The 15676-nt window shown below is 62.7% G+C and carries 15 protein-coding genes and 1 pseudogene; 9 read left to right on the forward strand and 7 right to left on the reverse strand.

Annotated elements, in window-relative coordinates; all coding sequences use genetic code 11:
- Positions 1–118 precede the first annotated feature (118 nt).
- Positions 119–985 (forward strand): MaoC/PaaZ C-terminal domain-containing protein, encoded by an 867-nt coding sequence (locus MTX19_RS22345; protein WP_280979327.1) that lies wholly within the window; start codon positions 119–121, stop codon positions 983–985.
- Positions 986–1016: 31 nt separating this feature from the next.
- On the opposite strand, the gene MTX19_RS22350 is transcribed toward MTX19_RS22345, so the two are convergent.
- On the reverse strand, positions 1017–2189 hold the full coding sequence (locus MTX19_RS22350) for an aminoglycoside phosphotransferase family protein (RefSeq protein ID WP_280979328.1): 1173 nt from the start codon (positions 2187–2189) through the stop codon (positions 1017–1019).
- A 271-nt stretch (positions 2190–2460) separates the two neighbouring features.
- On the opposite strand from MTX19_RS22350, the gene MTX19_RS22355 reads away from it, so the two are divergent.
- From MTX19_RS22355 to MTX19_RS22365, 3 genes and pseudogenes are all read left to right on the forward strand, one after another.
- Positions 2461–3657 carry an ABC transporter substrate-binding protein gene (locus MTX19_RS22355; protein ID WP_280985470.1) on the forward strand — a complete coding sequence of 399 codons (1197 nt, stop codon included), beginning with the start codon at positions 2461–2463 and terminating at the stop codon, positions 3655–3657.
- A gap of 69 nt (positions 3658–3726) precedes the next feature.
- Positions 3727–4875 (forward strand): thiolase domain-containing protein, encoded by a 1149-nt coding sequence (locus MTX19_RS22360; protein ID WP_280979329.1) that lies wholly within the window; start codon positions 3727–3729, stop codon positions 4873–4875.
- Positions 4875–5264, forward strand: a pseudogene (locus MTX19_RS22365) (OB-fold domain-containing protein); the annotation flags it as partial. The gene MTX19_RS22360 and the pseudogene MTX19_RS22365, both read left to right, overlap by 1 nt.
- Positions 5265–5469: 205 nt before the next feature.
- Here the strand turns inward: MTX19_RS22365 and MTX19_RS22370 are convergent.
- The 3 genes from MTX19_RS22370 to MTX19_RS22380 are packed head-to-tail and all read right to left on the reverse strand — an operon-like array spanning position 5470 to position 7985.
- The gene (locus MTX19_RS22370) at positions 5470–6441 is read right to left on the reverse strand and encodes a CoA transferase (protein WP_280979330.1); all 972 of its coding nucleotides are present in this window, start codon (positions 6439–6441) and stop codon (positions 5470–5472) included.
- Positions 6438–6659 carry a CoA transferase gene (locus tag MTX19_RS22375; protein WP_280979331.1) on the reverse strand — a complete coding sequence of 74 codons (222 nt, stop codon included), beginning with the start codon at positions 6657–6659 and terminating at the stop codon, positions 6438–6440. Before MTX19_RS22375 ends, MTX19_RS22370 begins: the two co-directional genes overlap by 4 nt.
- A gap of 27 nt (positions 6660–6686) precedes the next feature.
- A complete protein-coding gene (locus MTX19_RS22380) occupies positions 6687–7985 on the reverse strand; it encodes an enoyl-CoA hydratase-related protein (RefSeq protein ID WP_280979332.1) in 1299 nt (432 codons plus the stop codon).
- Positions 7986–8114: 129 nt separating this feature from the next.
- On the opposite strand from MTX19_RS22380, the gene MTX19_RS22385 reads away from it, so the two are divergent.
- The 5 genes from MTX19_RS22385 to MTX19_RS22405 all read left to right on the forward strand — a co-directional run bounded on the left by MTX19_RS22385 (position 8115) and on the right by MTX19_RS22405 (position 13039).
- Entirely contained in the window at positions 8115–9296 is a 1182-nt protein-coding gene (locus MTX19_RS22385; protein WP_280979333.1) for an acyl-CoA dehydrogenase family protein, read from the forward strand.
- A gap of 63 nt (positions 9297–9359) precedes the next feature.
- Positions 9360–10118, forward strand: a complete 759-nt coding sequence (locus MTX19_RS22390) for an SDR family oxidoreductase (protein WP_280979334.1) — start codon at positions 9360–9362, stop codon at positions 10116–10118.
- An 18-nt stretch (positions 10119–10136) separates the two neighbouring features.
- Positions 10137–10931: an enoyl-CoA hydratase-related protein gene (locus tag MTX19_RS22395; protein ID WP_128933754.1), complete on the forward strand. Its 795-nt coding sequence runs from the start codon at positions 10137–10139 to the stop codon at positions 10929–10931.
- A gap of 9 nt (positions 10932–10940) precedes the next feature.
- The gene (locus MTX19_RS22400; RefSeq protein WP_280985471.1) at positions 10941–11870 is read left to right on the forward strand and encodes a 3-keto-5-aminohexanoate cleavage protein; all 930 of its coding nucleotides are present in this window, start codon (positions 10941–10943) and stop codon (positions 11868–11870) included.
- Positions 11871–11893: 23 nt separating this feature from the next.
- Positions 11894–13039, forward strand: a complete 1146-nt coding sequence (locus MTX19_RS22405; RefSeq protein WP_280979335.1) for an acyl-CoA dehydrogenase family protein — start codon at positions 11894–11896, stop codon at positions 13037–13039.
- Between the two features lie 17 nt (positions 13040–13056).
- Here MTX19_RS22405 and MTX19_RS22410 read toward each other — a convergent pair whose 3' ends face one another.
- Genes MTX19_RS22410 through MTX19_RS22420 form a run of 3 tightly spaced genes read right to left on the reverse strand, consistent with a single transcriptional unit; the run spans position 13057 to position 15567 of the window.
- Positions 13057–14244, reverse strand: a complete 1188-nt coding sequence (locus MTX19_RS22410) for an acyl-CoA dehydrogenase family protein (RefSeq protein WP_280979336.1) — start codon at positions 14242–14244, stop codon at positions 13057–13059.
- On the reverse strand, positions 14237–15118 hold the full coding sequence (locus MTX19_RS22415) for a CoA ester lyase (RefSeq protein WP_280979337.1): 882 nt from the start codon (positions 15116–15118) through the stop codon (positions 14237–14239). Before MTX19_RS22415 ends, MTX19_RS22410 begins: the two co-directional genes overlap by 8 nt.
- Entirely contained in the window at positions 15115–15567 is a 453-nt protein-coding gene (locus MTX19_RS22420; protein WP_280979338.1) for a MaoC family dehydratase, read from the reverse strand. Before MTX19_RS22420 ends, MTX19_RS22415 begins: the two co-directional genes overlap by 4 nt.
- Positions 15568–15676 lie beyond the last annotated feature (109 nt).

The raw sequence follows: 15676 nt of genomic DNA on the forward strand, positions 1-15676 counted from the left end.
GTACACTGGTTTATCATATACTAGTGTTCACCGCAAATCCAAATCGGGACCCCTCGCTGCGGCATCTCGTGCACAGCGGCGCCTCGTCAGAGGCGCGCGAGCATTACCGGAGCCCCCTATGGACCTTGATCATGTCGTCGCCCGGCGCTTCGCGCCGATCCACCAAACCTACGATTGGCGCGATTCCGCCCTCTACGCGCTCGGCCTTGGCATGGGCGACGATCCGCTGGACGAGGACGAATTGGCCTATGTGTACGAAGGCCGCGATCAACGCGCCGTGCCCAGCATGAGCGTGACGCTCGGCTGGCCGCCGCTGTGGATCGCCGAGCCCAAAACGGGGATTGCCTGGACCAAGGCCCTGCATGGCGAGCAGCGCCTCACGCTGCATCGCCCGCTTCCGGTCAGCGCATCCATTCGCGCCGAGCACCGTGTCAGCGCGGTCGAAGACAAGGGACGGACGCGCGGCGCCCTCCTCTATTTCGATACCGAGCTGTTCGACGCCGCCAGCGGCGAGCGACTGGCAACCCTTCGGGCGACGGAATTCCTGCGCGGCGACGGCGGCTGCGGCAACTACGGTTTGCCGCCCGCCGCGATTGCGCCGATTGGTAGCGACGGGAAACCCAGCGCCAGCATCGCCTATCGAACGCCGCACCAGGCCGCCTTGCTGTATCGCCTTGTCAGCCGCGACTACATGCCAATCCACGCCGACCCGGCGGTGGCTCGCGAGGCCGGCTTTGACCGCCCGATCTCGCACGGCCTGAACACGCTGGGCCTCGCCTGCCGCGCCATCTTGAAGCGTTACGCTTCCGGTCGTCCCGAGCTGATTGACGCGATGGCAGCACGATTTGTCGCGCCCGCATTTCCCGGCGACACGATCCGGATTGACATGTTTGAGGAAGGCGATGTCATCAGGTTCAGGGCGTGGGCGCCGGAGCGGCACACTATGGTGATCGATCGCGGCGAATGCCGGCTAACGGCGGCCTGATGGGCCGCCGGTCCCCTTTCGTCGACGCCGATCAGCTGCGCAACGAATCCAGATCGGCCATCGCCGTCGAGATTCGCTCGATCATCGCGAGCGTCGTCGCCTCCGACTGCATGGCCGGCAACAAAGGCGAATGGCACAACGTAATCGTCCACATCAGGAGCGCATGCACCATCTGCTGCCGATAGTTGAGGAAACTTCGGTCGAAGTCTGGCCTGGTCCCCGTCAATGCGGCGAACCGGTCGAGATAGCGACGGAGCAGGTCCTTCTCCCAGTTGCGGCGGTCGTCCGGTGTCAGCGCCGCCGTCACGGCATAGGAAAAGTCCCGCGACCAGTGACCGCGGGCAAGGCACTGCCAATCGCATAGGCCCATCTTCCCCGCCCCCGTGCGGTACCAATTGCCGATATGCACGTCGGAATGGATCAGTCCCTGCGGCTCGTTGTCGTGGACAGCAAGCGCTTGCACAGCGGCCGGCCAGACCGCGTCACGCTGCGCGAGCACGCTCTTCGGGATGACATGCGCGGCAGCATCGAACGCCTTTCGGGTGTAGTGCTCGAGGCTCATCTTTTCCGCGCCGATGGTGAACCAGCGCGGATAGCTGGCAACCCACGGATACCGTGCCGAAAGCTCGCTAACGCCGTAGAAGCGCGCATGCAGCGCGGCGAGAACATCGACCATGTCCTCAGCCATCTCGCGGTCAACGTAGGTCTTGTAGTTGCAAAAGGTCGCCGATTTGGTTGCGACCATGTCCTCCAGGAGAAGAATCGAGGCGTAGGTCTGGCGATCGAACGCCGCGTGATAGCCGATCGGCGCCTCGATCTCAAGCTGCGGCCGCAGCTGCATGTAGAAGCGGCCCTCGACCCGCGCGGTGCCATTGAAGCCGCCGATCATGCGTGTGACGACGCTCGGCAGCGACTTCGTGAACATCGACCGCGGCAAGCCTGCGCGCTGGCCCGCGTCGTTGTACCTGACGATCAACTGGTGGCGTTCGTGCGTCCCGGCGCTCGCAGGCTTCACCACGACGTCGGTGACGACAGCGCCGGGACTTCTTTGACAGAGCACGGCGGTCAGCCACTCCGGCGTGACGGCCCCGGGCGAGCACGGAACATCCTCCGCGCGGCGGGCCTTCGGCCGCATCAGACGTTCGAAGGCGACGCGCCCGCCAATCTTCAGCGCGGCCAGTGCCGTTGCGCCCGAGGCAGCCATGTTCCCTCCCTTCGCCGGCGAGCGGTCGCACAGCTTGCGACGCGCGCCCGACATTTCGTACGCTTACGTACTATCTGAACCACAATCGCGGTGACGTCAAGGCGAAGGTCGCGCCGAAATGCGGATCGCCAGCCGGCGGTCTCCTAGTTGCAGCGCGATGCATTCCGAGGGGCGCAGCGACTGGCACAATCCGCATTTTCGACTTCCAAGATATCGTACTATAGTGTACTGCTCGTCGCATGTAAAACAAGAAAGCGATATGGGAGCCGGCATGAGAACTTCGATTTTGGTCAGCGCTTCGATCCTGTTCCTATCCGGCGCGGCATTCGAGGCCGGCGCCGCCGAAAAGCAATATGGCCCAGGTGTTACCGACACCGAGATCAAGATCGGCCAGACCGTCCCCTATAGCGGGCCGGCATCGGCCTTCTCGAGCTATGGCCGCGTGATGACCGGCTATTTCCAGATGCTGAATGAGGCGGGTGGAATCAACGGCAGGAAAGTCAACCTGATCTCCCTCGACAACGCGTTCAGCCCGCCCAAGGCCATCGAACAGACCCGCAAGCTGATCGATGACGACGGCGTTCTGGCCGAGGTCGGGACCGTGGGCACCGTGCCCAACGTGGCCGTTCAAAAATATCTCAACCAGAACAAGGTGCCCCAGGTCTTCATCTCGGCCGGCGGCCGCCGCTTCAACGACCCGCGGAGCTTCCCATGGACTGTGCCGTTCTACCCGCCGTTCGAGATGGAGGGCGCCACCTTCGGCAAGTTCATTCTCAAGAAGATGCCGAATGCCAGGATCGCCGTGCTCTACCAGAACGACGACTACGGCAAGGACTACCTTACCGGCCTCAAGGCCGGCTTGGGCTCTGATGGTCAGGCGAAGATCGTGGCGGAAGCCTCCTACGAGCTCAGCTATCCGACGATCGATTCCGAGATCCTCAAGCTCAAGGCCGCGGGCGCCGATACGCTGGTCTATTTCACGACGCCGAAATTTGCGGCCCAGGGGATCAAGAAGGCGAGCGAGATAAACTGGAAGCCGGTGCAGTTCCTGGCCAGCCCCGTCAACTCGATCCAGGGCGTGCTGACGCCTGCCGGGCTCGACAACGTCCAGGGCGCCTATACGACCCAATTCGCCAAGCAGGCCAACGATCCCGCCTGGGCTGAGGATGCAGAGGTGAAGGACTACGTCGCCTTCATGAAGAAATGGGCCCCGAACGACAGCCCGAACGACTTCATTGCGCTGTCCGGCTACATCAATGCGCAGGCCATCGCAAAAGGCCTGCAGCGATGCGGTGACAATCTGACCCGCGAGAACCTGCTCGCGCAGGCGACAAGCTTCAACAAGGAGCGTGTCGGCATGCTCCTTCCGGGAATCGAGCTCACCAATTCCAAGGAGAACTATGCCCCCTACCGCTCCTTGCGCATGGCCATCTTCGACAAGACGTCCTGGAAGCTGCTCGACGAGTAGCGGTGGCGATGGCCTGCCGGGTACGCCGGGCAGACGCAAACGGCAGAACAAAGCGAACGGAGACCTTCGTTGACCATCAAAGGTAAGGCATACATAGCCGGGATCTATGAGCACCCAACTCGGCACGCGCCGGACAAATCCACCGCACAACTCCATGCCGAGGTCGCCAAGGGCGCAATCGAGGATGCCGGGCTTACCAAGGACGACATCGACGGCTACTTCTTCTCCGGCGATGCGCCGGGCGGCGCCTGGCCGATGGTCGATTATCTCGGGTTGAAGGTACGTCACGTCGACGGCACGGATACCGGCGGCTGCTCCTACATCATCCATCTCGGGCACGCGGCCGAGGCGATCGCGGCCGGAAAATGTTCGATTGCGCTCATCACGCTTGCGGGCAAGCCGCGCACCGGTCCCGCGCAGGTGCGTGCCCCGGGCGCCGAGGCCGATTTCGAGACCGCCTATGGCGCAACCACCCACAACGCCTACGGCATGTGCGCCATGCGCCACATGCACGACTATGGCACCACAAGCGAGCAGCTCGCCTGGATCAAGGTCGCTGCCTCGCATCACGCGCAATACAATCCGCATGCGATGCTGAAAGACGTCGTCACCGTCGAGGATGTCGTTAACTCGCCAATGATTTCCGATCCGCTGCACAGGCTCGACTGCTGCGTCGTCACGGACGGCGGCGGCGCGCTGATCGTGACCACGCCAGAGATCGCCAAGAGCCTGAAGAAGCCTTTAGTGCGCCTGATCGGCCATGGTGAGGCAATGAAGGGTCCCCGTGGCGGTAAGGATCTCGATCTCACTTACTCCGCCGGCGTCTGGTCCGGCCCGCGCGCCTTCGAGGAGGCCGGCATCACGCCGAAGGACATCAAATACGCCTCGATCTATGACAGCTTCACCATCACGGTGTTGATGCAGCTCGAGGACCTCGGCTTCTGCAAGAAGGGCGAGGGCGGCAAGTTCGTCGCCGATGGCAACCTGATCTCCGGTGTCGGCAGGCTGCCGTTCAACACCGACGGTGGTGGCCTGTGCAGCAACCATCCCGTCAACCGCGGCGGCATGACCAAGATCATCGAGGCCGTCAGGCAGTTGCGCGGCGAGGCGCATCCGAAGGTGCAGGTCAAGAACTGCGATCTCGCCATCGCCCACGGCACCGGCGGCCTGCTTGGCGTCCGCCACGCCGCCTCGACGGCCATTCTGGAGCGCGTGTGATGAGTGAAGCGAAAAAATATCCGGCCCCGACGACCAATCCCGAGACCACGCCGTTCTGGGAGGCCGCGAAGGCGGGAAGGTTCCTGATCAAGCGCTGCACCGCCTGTGGCGAAGCGCACTACTTCCCGCGCGCGATCTGTCCGTTCTGCTTCTCCGACAAGACGGTGTGGGAGGAGTCTTCGGGCGAGGGCACGATCTACAACACCTACAGCCTGATGCGGAAGTCGCCGACCGGGCCTTATGCGATCGGCTACGTCACGCTGAAGGAGGGTCCGTCGCTCCAGACCAATTTCGTCGATTGCGATCTCACGACGCTGAAGATCGGCCAGAAGGTGAAGGTGGTGTTCAAGCCGACGGATGGCGCGCCGCTGCCGTTCTTCACGCCGGCCCGACTTCTTCCCTTCTCCCCTTGTGGGAGAAGGTGGCGCGAAGCGCCGGATGAGGGGTTTGTCTCCGCGTAGGGATTTTCGATGCGGAGCCAACCCCTCACCCAAGGAGCTTGTTGCGCAGCTCTCGCTGCCCTCTCCCACAAGGGGAGAGGGCACAACGACCGGCATCTTCGCTCGCGGATGTAGCTTCCGGCACGCGCCGTTATCAGCTCACGATCTCCTCGCGGCGCAGCTCGGCGATGCTCGCGGCGGAAAGACCCATGTCCTTCAGCACGTCGTCTGTGTGCTGCCCGAGAGTCGGCGGCGGCAGGCCGGGGCTGCGCTCTTCTCCGACAAACGTCACGGGATGGCCGACGCAATTCAGCCGCCCCGCTGCAGGATGATCATATTGCATGATGAGCTTGTCGGCCTTTGTATGCGGATGGTCGAGAAGTTGCGCCAGCGTATTGATCGGCGAGCAGGGAATGCCGACCTCGTTCAGCGCTGCGTTCCAATGCTCGACGGTCTTGGTCGCGATCACCGCCTGGACGTGGCGCAATGTTTCGCCACGGTGCTTGACCCGATCGGCGTTGGTTCTGAATTTCGGGTCATCCACGATCCCGTTCAGGCCCGCGACTGCGCAGAACTTGCGCCAAAGGTTGTCGTTGGCCACGCCGATCATGATCGGTCCGTCCGCGGCCTCGAAGGCTTGATACGGGCATAGGGACTCATGGCTCGAGCCACACTTGGCCGGCTGCGTTCCCCGCTCCCAGAACGTCTGGAGATTGTAGCCGAGAAGCCCCAGAGCCGTGTCGAACAGCGACACCTGGATCGCCGCTCCCCTGCCCGACTTCTCTCGCGCAAACAGGCTCGCAAGTATGCCGCTGAAAGCATGAACGCCGGTCATCTGGTCGATCGGTGAAATCGGGCTGCGGATATAGCCGCCGCCCTCGTCGCCAGTCATGGACATGATGCCGCTGAACGCCTGCAAGATCACATCATAGCCGGGCGAATTCCTGAGAGGACCCGTCCGGCCAAAGCCGGAGATGCTGCAATGGACCAATCGATCGTTCAGCGCGCACAGGCTCGCGGCATCGATTCCCAACCGCTCGGCAACGCCCGTACCGAAGCTTTCGATCGCGACATCGGCGGACTTGGCGAGCTCGTGCACGAGCTTGCGCCCCTTGTCGGACTTCATGTTGATCGCATGCTGCGCTTGTTGCGATTGGCACTCAGAAACACCGTGCCTAGCCCGGGCGCAGGAAACGGCGGCCACCCCCGCGTCTCATCCCCCTGCCCTACAGCTTCGACCTTGATCACCTCGGCGCCGAGATCACCAAGATATTGCGCGCACAGCGGGCCTGCGAGCACCTTCGACAGATCGAGAACCTTGATACCTTCAAGAGGTCTGGACACGACTATTTCTCCTTCCTGAGGCGCCGACTAGTTCAGCTTCGCCGCAAAGAGGCCGCCGAGATAGGCGGGAAAGCCCGCCTGCGTGACCAGGACATAGTCCGCAGCGCGCCGCTCGGACTCATCAAGTTGGGATCGCCAGCCCGCGGCAGCGACCTCGGCATCCGCCAGCCGCGCGCGTAGCAGCTCCTTGCCCCAGGTCCTCGGCTCGTCGTCATGCCAATAGACGGCGCCCGCGACACGTCCATCGAACTCGACCTTGCGCGTCTGCTCGACCCGGAAGCCTGCTCGCGCAAATGCCTCCGACAGCTCCTTGCCACGCTCCGACAGGACGCCGAGCACGTTCGAGACGGAAGCCACGGCTTCGGTGATCTTGGGGTTCATGCCCTTCTTCTTCAGCCGCTCATGATCGAGCCGGCCAAGGAACAATGTCCTAATCATGTTGCGCGGTTCCCGCCGCCGGATCAGCTTTGCGAAGATCTGCATCTCCGTCCGGATGGCCGTATCGAAGTCCTGCGGGAGCCCGTGCTCGACGCAGTCGAGAATGGCGGAGAGAGCCGGATAGTGACCGAGCGTCTCGGCCAGCATCTTGCTTCGTTTCTCTCCGATGGTCGCGCTCACGCGCTCCGCATCCGGGGCCCGCCAATTCGGCCGATCCCAGGGCTGCGTGGCCTGCGGTCGCGACAGCACCCAGCGCTCGGCGGCAGCGACTTCCTCGCCTGGCGCTACCACATCATGCGCAAGTCCGGCTGCGATGGCCGCCTGCCCGGCGAGCCGCGCACCTTCGAGCAACACGGGTAGCGCCGCCTCCATCCCGATCAGCCGCGGCAATCGTTGGGTTCCGCCGCCCCCTGGCAGCAATCCAACGAGTGATTCCGGCAAGCCGAACGTTGCTTGCGGGTGGTCGACAATCACCCGGTGATGCGCCGCCAGTGCAAATTCGCAGCCGCCGCCCAGGGCGAGGCCGGCGATTGCCACCGCGACCGGCTTGCCGGCCGTCTCGAGCTTGCGCAGACCATGGCTCAATCGAAAGAAATGATCGAACGCAAGACGATCGCGCTCGCCGGACGGCGCCGCCATGATCATGTCGTAGGCCGTTTCCAGCTCGGCCAGATCCGCACCTGCGCAGAAGGCGGACGATTTGCCGGAACGGATGACGACGCCCGCCACATCGCTTTGCCTGAGCCAGTCCGCAAACCGGCCAAGCTCCTCGATTGCCGCATTCGAGAACACGTTCATCGATCGTCCCGGCATGTCGAAGATGAGGTGCAGGACGCGCTGCTCCGACACTTCGATGCGAAACTGCTTCAGCTCCGGCCCGACGGTCATCGTTCCCTCTCCCTTTCGGTTACCGTTCATTGGTGTACGATTGCACTTGCATGTTTGTCTTTTCGGGTTGTATGCCCAAACCAAATACTGTACACTAGCAAACTAAATCAGACAGGAAGCACTTTGACAATGATCGAACGCACGATCTTCCGCGAGGAACACGAGATTTTCCGGCAGACGGTCCGCCGCTTCGTCGAGCGCGAAATCGTGCCCTTTCACGCCCAGTGGGAAGAGGACGGCATCGTCCCGCGAGATTTATGGTTGAAAGCCGGCGCGGCCGGCCTGCTTTGCTGCACCGTGCCCGAGGAATATGGCGGCATGGGCCTCGACTACCTTTTCGATGTCGTCGTGTTCGAAGAGCTCTGGCGGGCCGGCGCCAGCGGTCCCGGCTTTCTCATCCACACCGACCTGGTCGCCACCTACCTTCTGTCCTTCGGAAGCGAGGCTCAGAAGCGCAAATGGCTGCCCAAGATGGTATCCGGCGAAGCCATCGGCTCGCTGGGCATGACGGAACCTCACGCCGGCAGTGACCTCAAGGCGATCCGCACCCGCGCTGCGCGCGACGGCGACGACTTCGTCATCAACGGCCAGAAGGTCTTCATCTCCAACGGCCAGCTTTGTGACTTCATCGTGCTCGCGACCAAGACCGACGGCCAGGCCGGCGCGAAGGGCGTGACCCTGTTCATCGTCGAGAGCAACCGGCCCGGTTTCAAGCGCGGCCGAAATCTGGAAAAGCTCGGCATGAGGGCGCAAGATACCTCCGAGCTGTTCTTCGACAATGTCCGCATTCCCGCCAGCAACATGCTCGGCGCGGAAGGCCGGGGCTTTGCGCAGATGATGACAAAACTATCGCAGGAGCGTCTGGCACAGGCCATCCGGTCGGCGACCGTTGCCGAGACCGTGATCGACTGGACGCTGCAATATACCTCAGAAAGGAGCGCCTTCGGCCAGAAGCTCGCCGACTTCCAGAACACGCAGTTCAAGCTGGCCGAGCTCAGGACCAAGGCCGCCGTCGCGCGTGTCTTCACCGACAAGTGCATCGCGCTGTTTATGGAAGGGAAGCTCGATCCCGTCGACGCCGCCATGGCCAAGATGTTCACGTCCGAGCTGCACTGCGAGACCGTCGACGAGTGCCTGCAGCTCTTCGGCGGCTGGGGCTATATGTGGGAATATCCGATCGCCAAGGCTTATGCCGACGCGCGCGTGGTGAAGATTGCCGGCGGCTCGATCGAGATCATGAAGACGATCATCGCGCGCCAAATGTACTCGCAGCGCGGATACGACATCCAGAAGAACGGGGCGGCCTCATAGCCCCCTCGCCTTCGACCAATCGAAGGCCGCCAAAGAAACGACAAAACACAAGGGAGATCGACGTTGAAGGGCCTATCGGGAAAAGTTGCCGTCGTGACCGGCGGCGGACAGGGCATCGGACGAGGATTGACGCTGCGGTTGGCCGAAGAGGGCTGCAAGATCGCGATCTTCGACATCAATCCGCAAGGCGGCGAAGAGACCGCAAAGCTCGCACCGCAGGCCGTCATCAAGACCTATGCCGTCGATGTGGGCGATGCGGATTCCGTCAACGCCGCGGTCGCCAAGGTCGAGACCGAGCTCGGGCCGATCTGGCTCCTGGTCAACAATGCTGGCTGGGATCGGCCGATGCCGTTCCTGAAGACCGACCGGGAGCTGTGGGACAAGATCATCCGCATCAACCTCTATGGGCCGCTCAATACCCACAAGGCGATTGCACCGTTGATGGCGGAGCGCGGCGGGGGCCGGATCGTCAATATCGCATCCGATGCGGCGCGCGTTGGCACCAGCGATGAGGCCGTCTACTCCGCCTGCAAGGGCGGACTCATTTCCTTCACCAAGTCGCTGGCGCGCGAGCTGGCGCGCAAGAACGTCCTGCTCAATGCCGTCTGCCCCGGCCCCACCAATACGCCGATGATGGCGGCGGTGCTGGGCGAAGGCGAGCACGCCGTGAAATGGAAGGATGCCATGCTCAGAGGCATCCCGCTCCGCCGCATGGGCGAGCCTGACGACTACGGCGGGATCGTCGCGATGCTTGCGTCCGACGACGGCAAATTCATCACCGGACAAACCATCTCCGTCTCCGGCGGAATGAACATGATCTAACTTGCGCGAGGACACGCCATGACCGATCCCAAGCAATTCACCGACGTCATCTACGAAATCCGCGACCGCGCCGCGTGGATCATCATCAATCGGCCGAAGGTCTACAATGCCTTCCGCGCGCGGACGCTGGATGAGCTTATCCAGGCTTTCCAGCTCGCCGGCAACGACCGCAATGTCGCCAGCATCGTGCTCACCGGCGCTGGCGAGAAGGCGTTCTGCACTGGCGGCGATCAATCGGCCCATGAAGGCCAATATGATGGCCGCGGCGTGGTTGGATTGCCGATCGACGAGATCCAGGGCCTGATCCGCGATGTGCCGAAACCGGTGATCGCCCGGGTCAACGGCTTTGCCATCGGCGGCGGCAACGTGCTCGCAACGCTCTGCGATTTGACCATCGCCGCCGACCACGCCCAATTCGGCCAGGTCGGCCCCAAGGTCGGCTCGGTGGACGCCGGCTGGGGCACGGCCTTCCTCGCCCGTCATGTCGGCGACAAGAAGGCGCGGGAGATCTGGTATCTGAACGAGCGCTATACCGCCGAGCAGGCGCGCGAGATGGGTCTCGTCAACAAGGTCGTCCCCATGGCGCAGCTCGACGCTGCCGTAAAGGATTGGACCGACAAGCTCGCGCAGCGCTCGCCGACCGCGCTCGCGCTCGCGAAGCGATCCTTCAACGCAGATTCCGACAATATCCGCGGCATCAGCAACTTCGCGCTCCACGCCGTAAAACTGTTCTACGACACGGCGGAATCGAAGGAAGGCGTCGCGGCTTTCAACGAGAAGCGCGACCCGGACTTTCACAAATTTGCGCGCTAAAGGCCGATCATGGCGCCCCACAAGGTCATTATCTCCTGCGCGGTCACGGGATCGATTCACACGCCCTCGATGTCACCGCACCTGCCGGTGACGTCGGTCGAGATCGCGGAGTCCGCACTCGGCGCTGCGGCGGCGGGGGCGGCAATTGTGCACCTGCATGCACGAAATCCGGTCGATGGACGACCGGATCAGTCGCCGGAGGCTTTCGAGCCCTTCCTGCGCGTCATCAAGCAGAGCTCCAACGTCGTCGTGAACCTGACAACCGGTGGCTCCCCCTACATGACGGTCGAGGAGCGCGTGCGTCCGGCTGCGACCTGGAAGCCGGAAGTCGCGAGCCTCAACATGGGCTCGATGAACTTCGGCCTGTTTCCGATGCTGAAGCGGTACAAGTCGTTCAAGCACGACTGGGAGCCGCAAATGCTGGAGGGCTCGCACGACCTTGTCTTCCGCAACTCGTTCAAGGACATCCGCTACGCGCTGGAGACGTTGAACAGCTCCGGCGCACGCTACGAGTTCGAATGTTACGATACGAGCCATCTCTATAATCTGCACTACTTCTGGACGGAGGGGTTGGTGAAGGCGCCCCTCTTCGTCCAGACGTGTTTCGGGCTGCTTGGCGGCATCGGCTCGCATCCGGACGACGTCATGCACATGAAGCGAACCGCCGATCGGCTGTTCGGCAACAACTATCGCTGGTCGGTGCTTGGCGCCGGGCGCGCGCAGATGCAGGTTGCGGCCATGGCCGCCGCGATGGGCGGCAACGTCCGCGTGGGGCTCGAGGATAGCCTCTGGATCGGCTCCGGCCGTCTCGCCGAGACGAATGCAGCTCAGGTAACGCAGGTGCGCAAGATCATCGAAGGCCTCGGGCTCGAGATCGCAACTCCCGACGAGGCACGTGAAATCCTTCAGCTCAGGGGCGGCGACCAAGTCGCCTTCTAACTCTCAACTCGTGGCTGACAAACATGCTACCCAATCGCCCCGTATTCGACGAAGAGCACGCCCTTCTGCGCGAAAGCGTCCGGCGCTTCGCCGCGTCGAAGATCGCGCCGCACTTCCAGCAATGGGAGAAGGCTGGGATCATTGATCGCGCATTGTGGCCGGCGGCAGGCGAAGCCGGCCTACTCTGCCCCCAGGTGCCCGAGCAATACGGCGGCATCGGCGGCGATTTCCGCCACAATGCCGTTGTCATCGAAGAACTCGCCTATTCGGGCTTTGCCGGTCCGGCGACCGACTTCTCGGTCCACAACGACGTCTGCTGCGGTTACCTCCTGAGCTACGGCACCGAAGAGCAGAAGAAAAAATGGCTGCCGCGCATGGTCTCGGGTGAGGCCGTCTGCGCCATCGCCATGACCGAGCCGGGGACCGGCAGCGATCTCCAAGGCATTCGCACCCGCGCCGTGCGCGAGGGAGACGAGTATGTCATCTCCGGGCAGAAGACCTTTATTTCGAACGGCCAGATGTGCGACCTCGTCATCGCGGTGACGCGCACCAATCCGGACGGGGGATCTCGCGGCATGAGCCTGATCCTCGTCGAAACCGATCGGCCCGGCTTTCGCCACGGTCGCAACCTCGACAAGCTCGGCCATCTCTCTTCCGATACGTCCGAGCTGTTCTTCGATCAGGTCCGCGTTCCCGTCAGCAACCTCCTGGGCTCGGAAGGCGGCGCGATGGCTGCGCTGATGAGCGAGCTGCCGCAGGAACGCTTGACGATCGCGCTCCACTCGATTGCGTCGGCGCAGAAGGCGTTCGACATCACCAAGGCCTACGTCCTCGAACGCAAGGCGTTCGGACAGGCGATCGGCTCCTATCAAAACACGCGCTTCCAGCTCGCGGACCTCAAGTCCGACCTTCAGGTTGGCTGGGCTTACGTCGATCAGTGCCTCAGCCAACATATTCGCGGAGAGTTGACGACCTACGCCGCATCGACCGCAAAGCTCTGGGTCACCGAGATGCATGGACGGCTGGTCGATCAGTGCCTGCAATTCTTCGGCGGCTATGGTTTCATGCGCGAATATGAGATTTGCCGTCTGTTCGCAGACGCACGTGTGCTGCGGATCTATGGCGGCACGTCGGAGATCATGCGGGAGTTGATCTCGCGCAACCTCTGACGCGCGCCTCAAGCGCGTCAGTAGCTTTTCGGCAGATCGAGCACCTTCTCGGCGATGAAGCTCAGCATGAGCTGCTCGGTGATCGGTGCGAGCCGAGTGATCGAGACTTCGCGGAACAGCCGCTCGACGTGATACTCCTTGGCGTACCCGAAGCCGCCATGCGTCATGATAGCTTGCCAGGCGGCATCATGCCCAGCGCGCGCACCGAGGAATTTGGCACTGTTGGCCTCGGCCCCACACGGCTTTCCGGCATCGTAGAGCCAAGCGGCGCGCATCGCCATCAGCCACGCTGACTCGAGGTACATCCATTTCTCGGCGAGCGGGTGTTGGATGCCCTGGTTCTGACCGATCGGACGGTCGAACACGACCCGCTCCCTGGCATAGCGGGTTGCGCGGCGCAGCGCGTCCTGCCCGATTCCGATCGCCTCGACCGCGATCAGGATGCGCTCGGGATTGAGGCTGTGCAGGATATAGGAGAAGCCCTTGCCTTCCTCGCCAATTCGATCCGCCTCGGGGATGAAGAGTCCATCGATGAAGATGGCGTTGGAATCGACAGCCTTGCGCCCCATCTTCGGGATGCGACGTACCTCGATTTTGGAGCGATCGAGATCGGTATAGAAGATGGTGATGCCGTCAGTCGGCCGCTTGCAGTCCTCGTATCTCGTCGTCCGCGTCAGCAGCATGATCTTGTTGGCAACCTGCGCGGTCGACGTCCAGACCTTTTGTCCGTGCACGAGGTAACCACCGGGGACCTTCTCGGCAAAGGTCTTGATGCGGGTGGTGTTCAGCCCGGCATCCGGCTCGGTGAAGCCGAAGCAGCATTGGTCTTCACCCGAAACCAGACGTGGCACCCAGCGGCGCTTCTGGTCGTCGGTCCCCTTCACAACGATCGGGTGCGGCCCGAAGAGGTTGATATGCACGGCCGACGCCGACGTCATCCCGCCACCGTGGCTCGCGACCTCATGCATCATGATTGCGGCCTCGGTGACGCCGAGCCCGGCGCCGCCATACTCTTCGGGCATGGTAATACCGAGCCAACCGGCGTCCGCCATGGCACGATGGAATTCGCGCGGGAACTCGCCGTCGTCGTCACGCGCCAGCCAGTACTCATCATCAAACCGTGTGACGACAGCACGCACGCCTTCACGGATCGCGGCGTGATCTTCGGGCACGTCGAGCTGATTGGAGAATGACCTGTTATCCATTCGAATGTCCCTCCCCGACCGATGCTAGGGTTCGCCGCGCTGCGACCAGATGTGGAATGTCGTACATCTTCCCGTCGATCCCGACAGTGCCGACATCCGGCGCCGCGGCGAACGCCGCGACGACGCGGCGTGCATGCGCAAGATCGGCATCCGAGGGCGTGAAACAGGTATTGATGGTCGCGACTTGATCCGGGTGGATCGCGACCCGACCGACGAAGCCGTCGCGGCGTGCGAGGCGGCAGCTCTCGGCGAGCCCGTCCTGATCCTTGAAATCCGCATAGAGCGTATCCAGCGCAGCGACACCGGCCGCACCTGCGGCGAACAGGCATTGCGCGCGAGCCACCTGGTAGGGGAAGGTCCAGTTGCCATCCGCCTCCTTGTTCGTGAGCGCGCCCAAGGCCGCGCTCAGGTCTTCCGCCCCCCATGTCATCGCAACCAGCCGCTCGTTCTTGCGAGCGTAGCCGTTGAACCCGATCATGGCGGCCGGTGTTTCGGTCGCAACAACCAGCAGCTTGATGTGCCCAGGCGGAACGCCAGTTGCGACCTCCAGCACGTCGACATAGTGCGATACGAGATCGACGTCCTCGATGCCGTTGACCTTCGGGATGAGGATGCCGTCGAGGCCCGGACGAACCACCGCCGCCAGATCTTCCAGCGTGAGCCCCGTACCGAACGGGTTGATGCGGACCAGGAACGACCAGTTGCGCGGCTCGCCGCCCAACAGATCCTTCACAGCACCTCGCGCAAAAGCCTTGCGCCCAGGGGCCACGGAATCCTCGAGATCAAGGATCAGCGCATCGGCGCCGATTCCGTCTGCCTTGGCGAACTTACGTTCGCTGTCGGCCGGCACAAAGAGCAACGAGCGGAGCTTCATGCGGGCCTCCGCATCATCAACCCGCTCCTGCGGCAATAGACCACCTCCTCGTCCCGCTGATTGAAGCCGCGGTGTTCGAACGTCACGATGCCCTGCGTCGGACGCGACTTGCTTTCCCTGATGGCAACTACTTTGGTTTCGGCTCGTAGCGTATCACCAGCAAACACCGGCCGCGGGAATTTGGTGTCCTCCATGCCGAGATTGCCGACGGTGGTCCCCAACGTCGTATCCTGAACCGACAAGCCGATGATCAGACCGAGCGTGAAGATCGAATTCATCAGGGGCTTCCCGAACTCGGTGCCCTTGGCATATTCGTGGTCGATATGGACCGCCGCCGGATTATAGGTCAGCGACGAAAACAGGATGTTGTCCATGTCCGTCACTGTGCGCCGGATCTCGTGGACGAAGGTCTGTCCAACCGAGAACTGCTCGAAATAGAGCCCCGCCATGTTGCTTGCCTCTTACTGTATTTTGCAGGGTGAGGCGGCCGCAGCCGCCGCGATGTCCTTGTCTCCCGATCAACTTCTACCGTATACTCATATCGTACACAAGCGTACT

The sequence above is a fragment of the Bradyrhizobium sp. ISRA464 genome (genome assembly GCF_029910095.1).
In the GTDB taxonomy this organism is placed as follows: domain Bacteria; phylum Pseudomonadota; class Alphaproteobacteria; order Rhizobiales; family Xanthobacteraceae; genus Bradyrhizobium.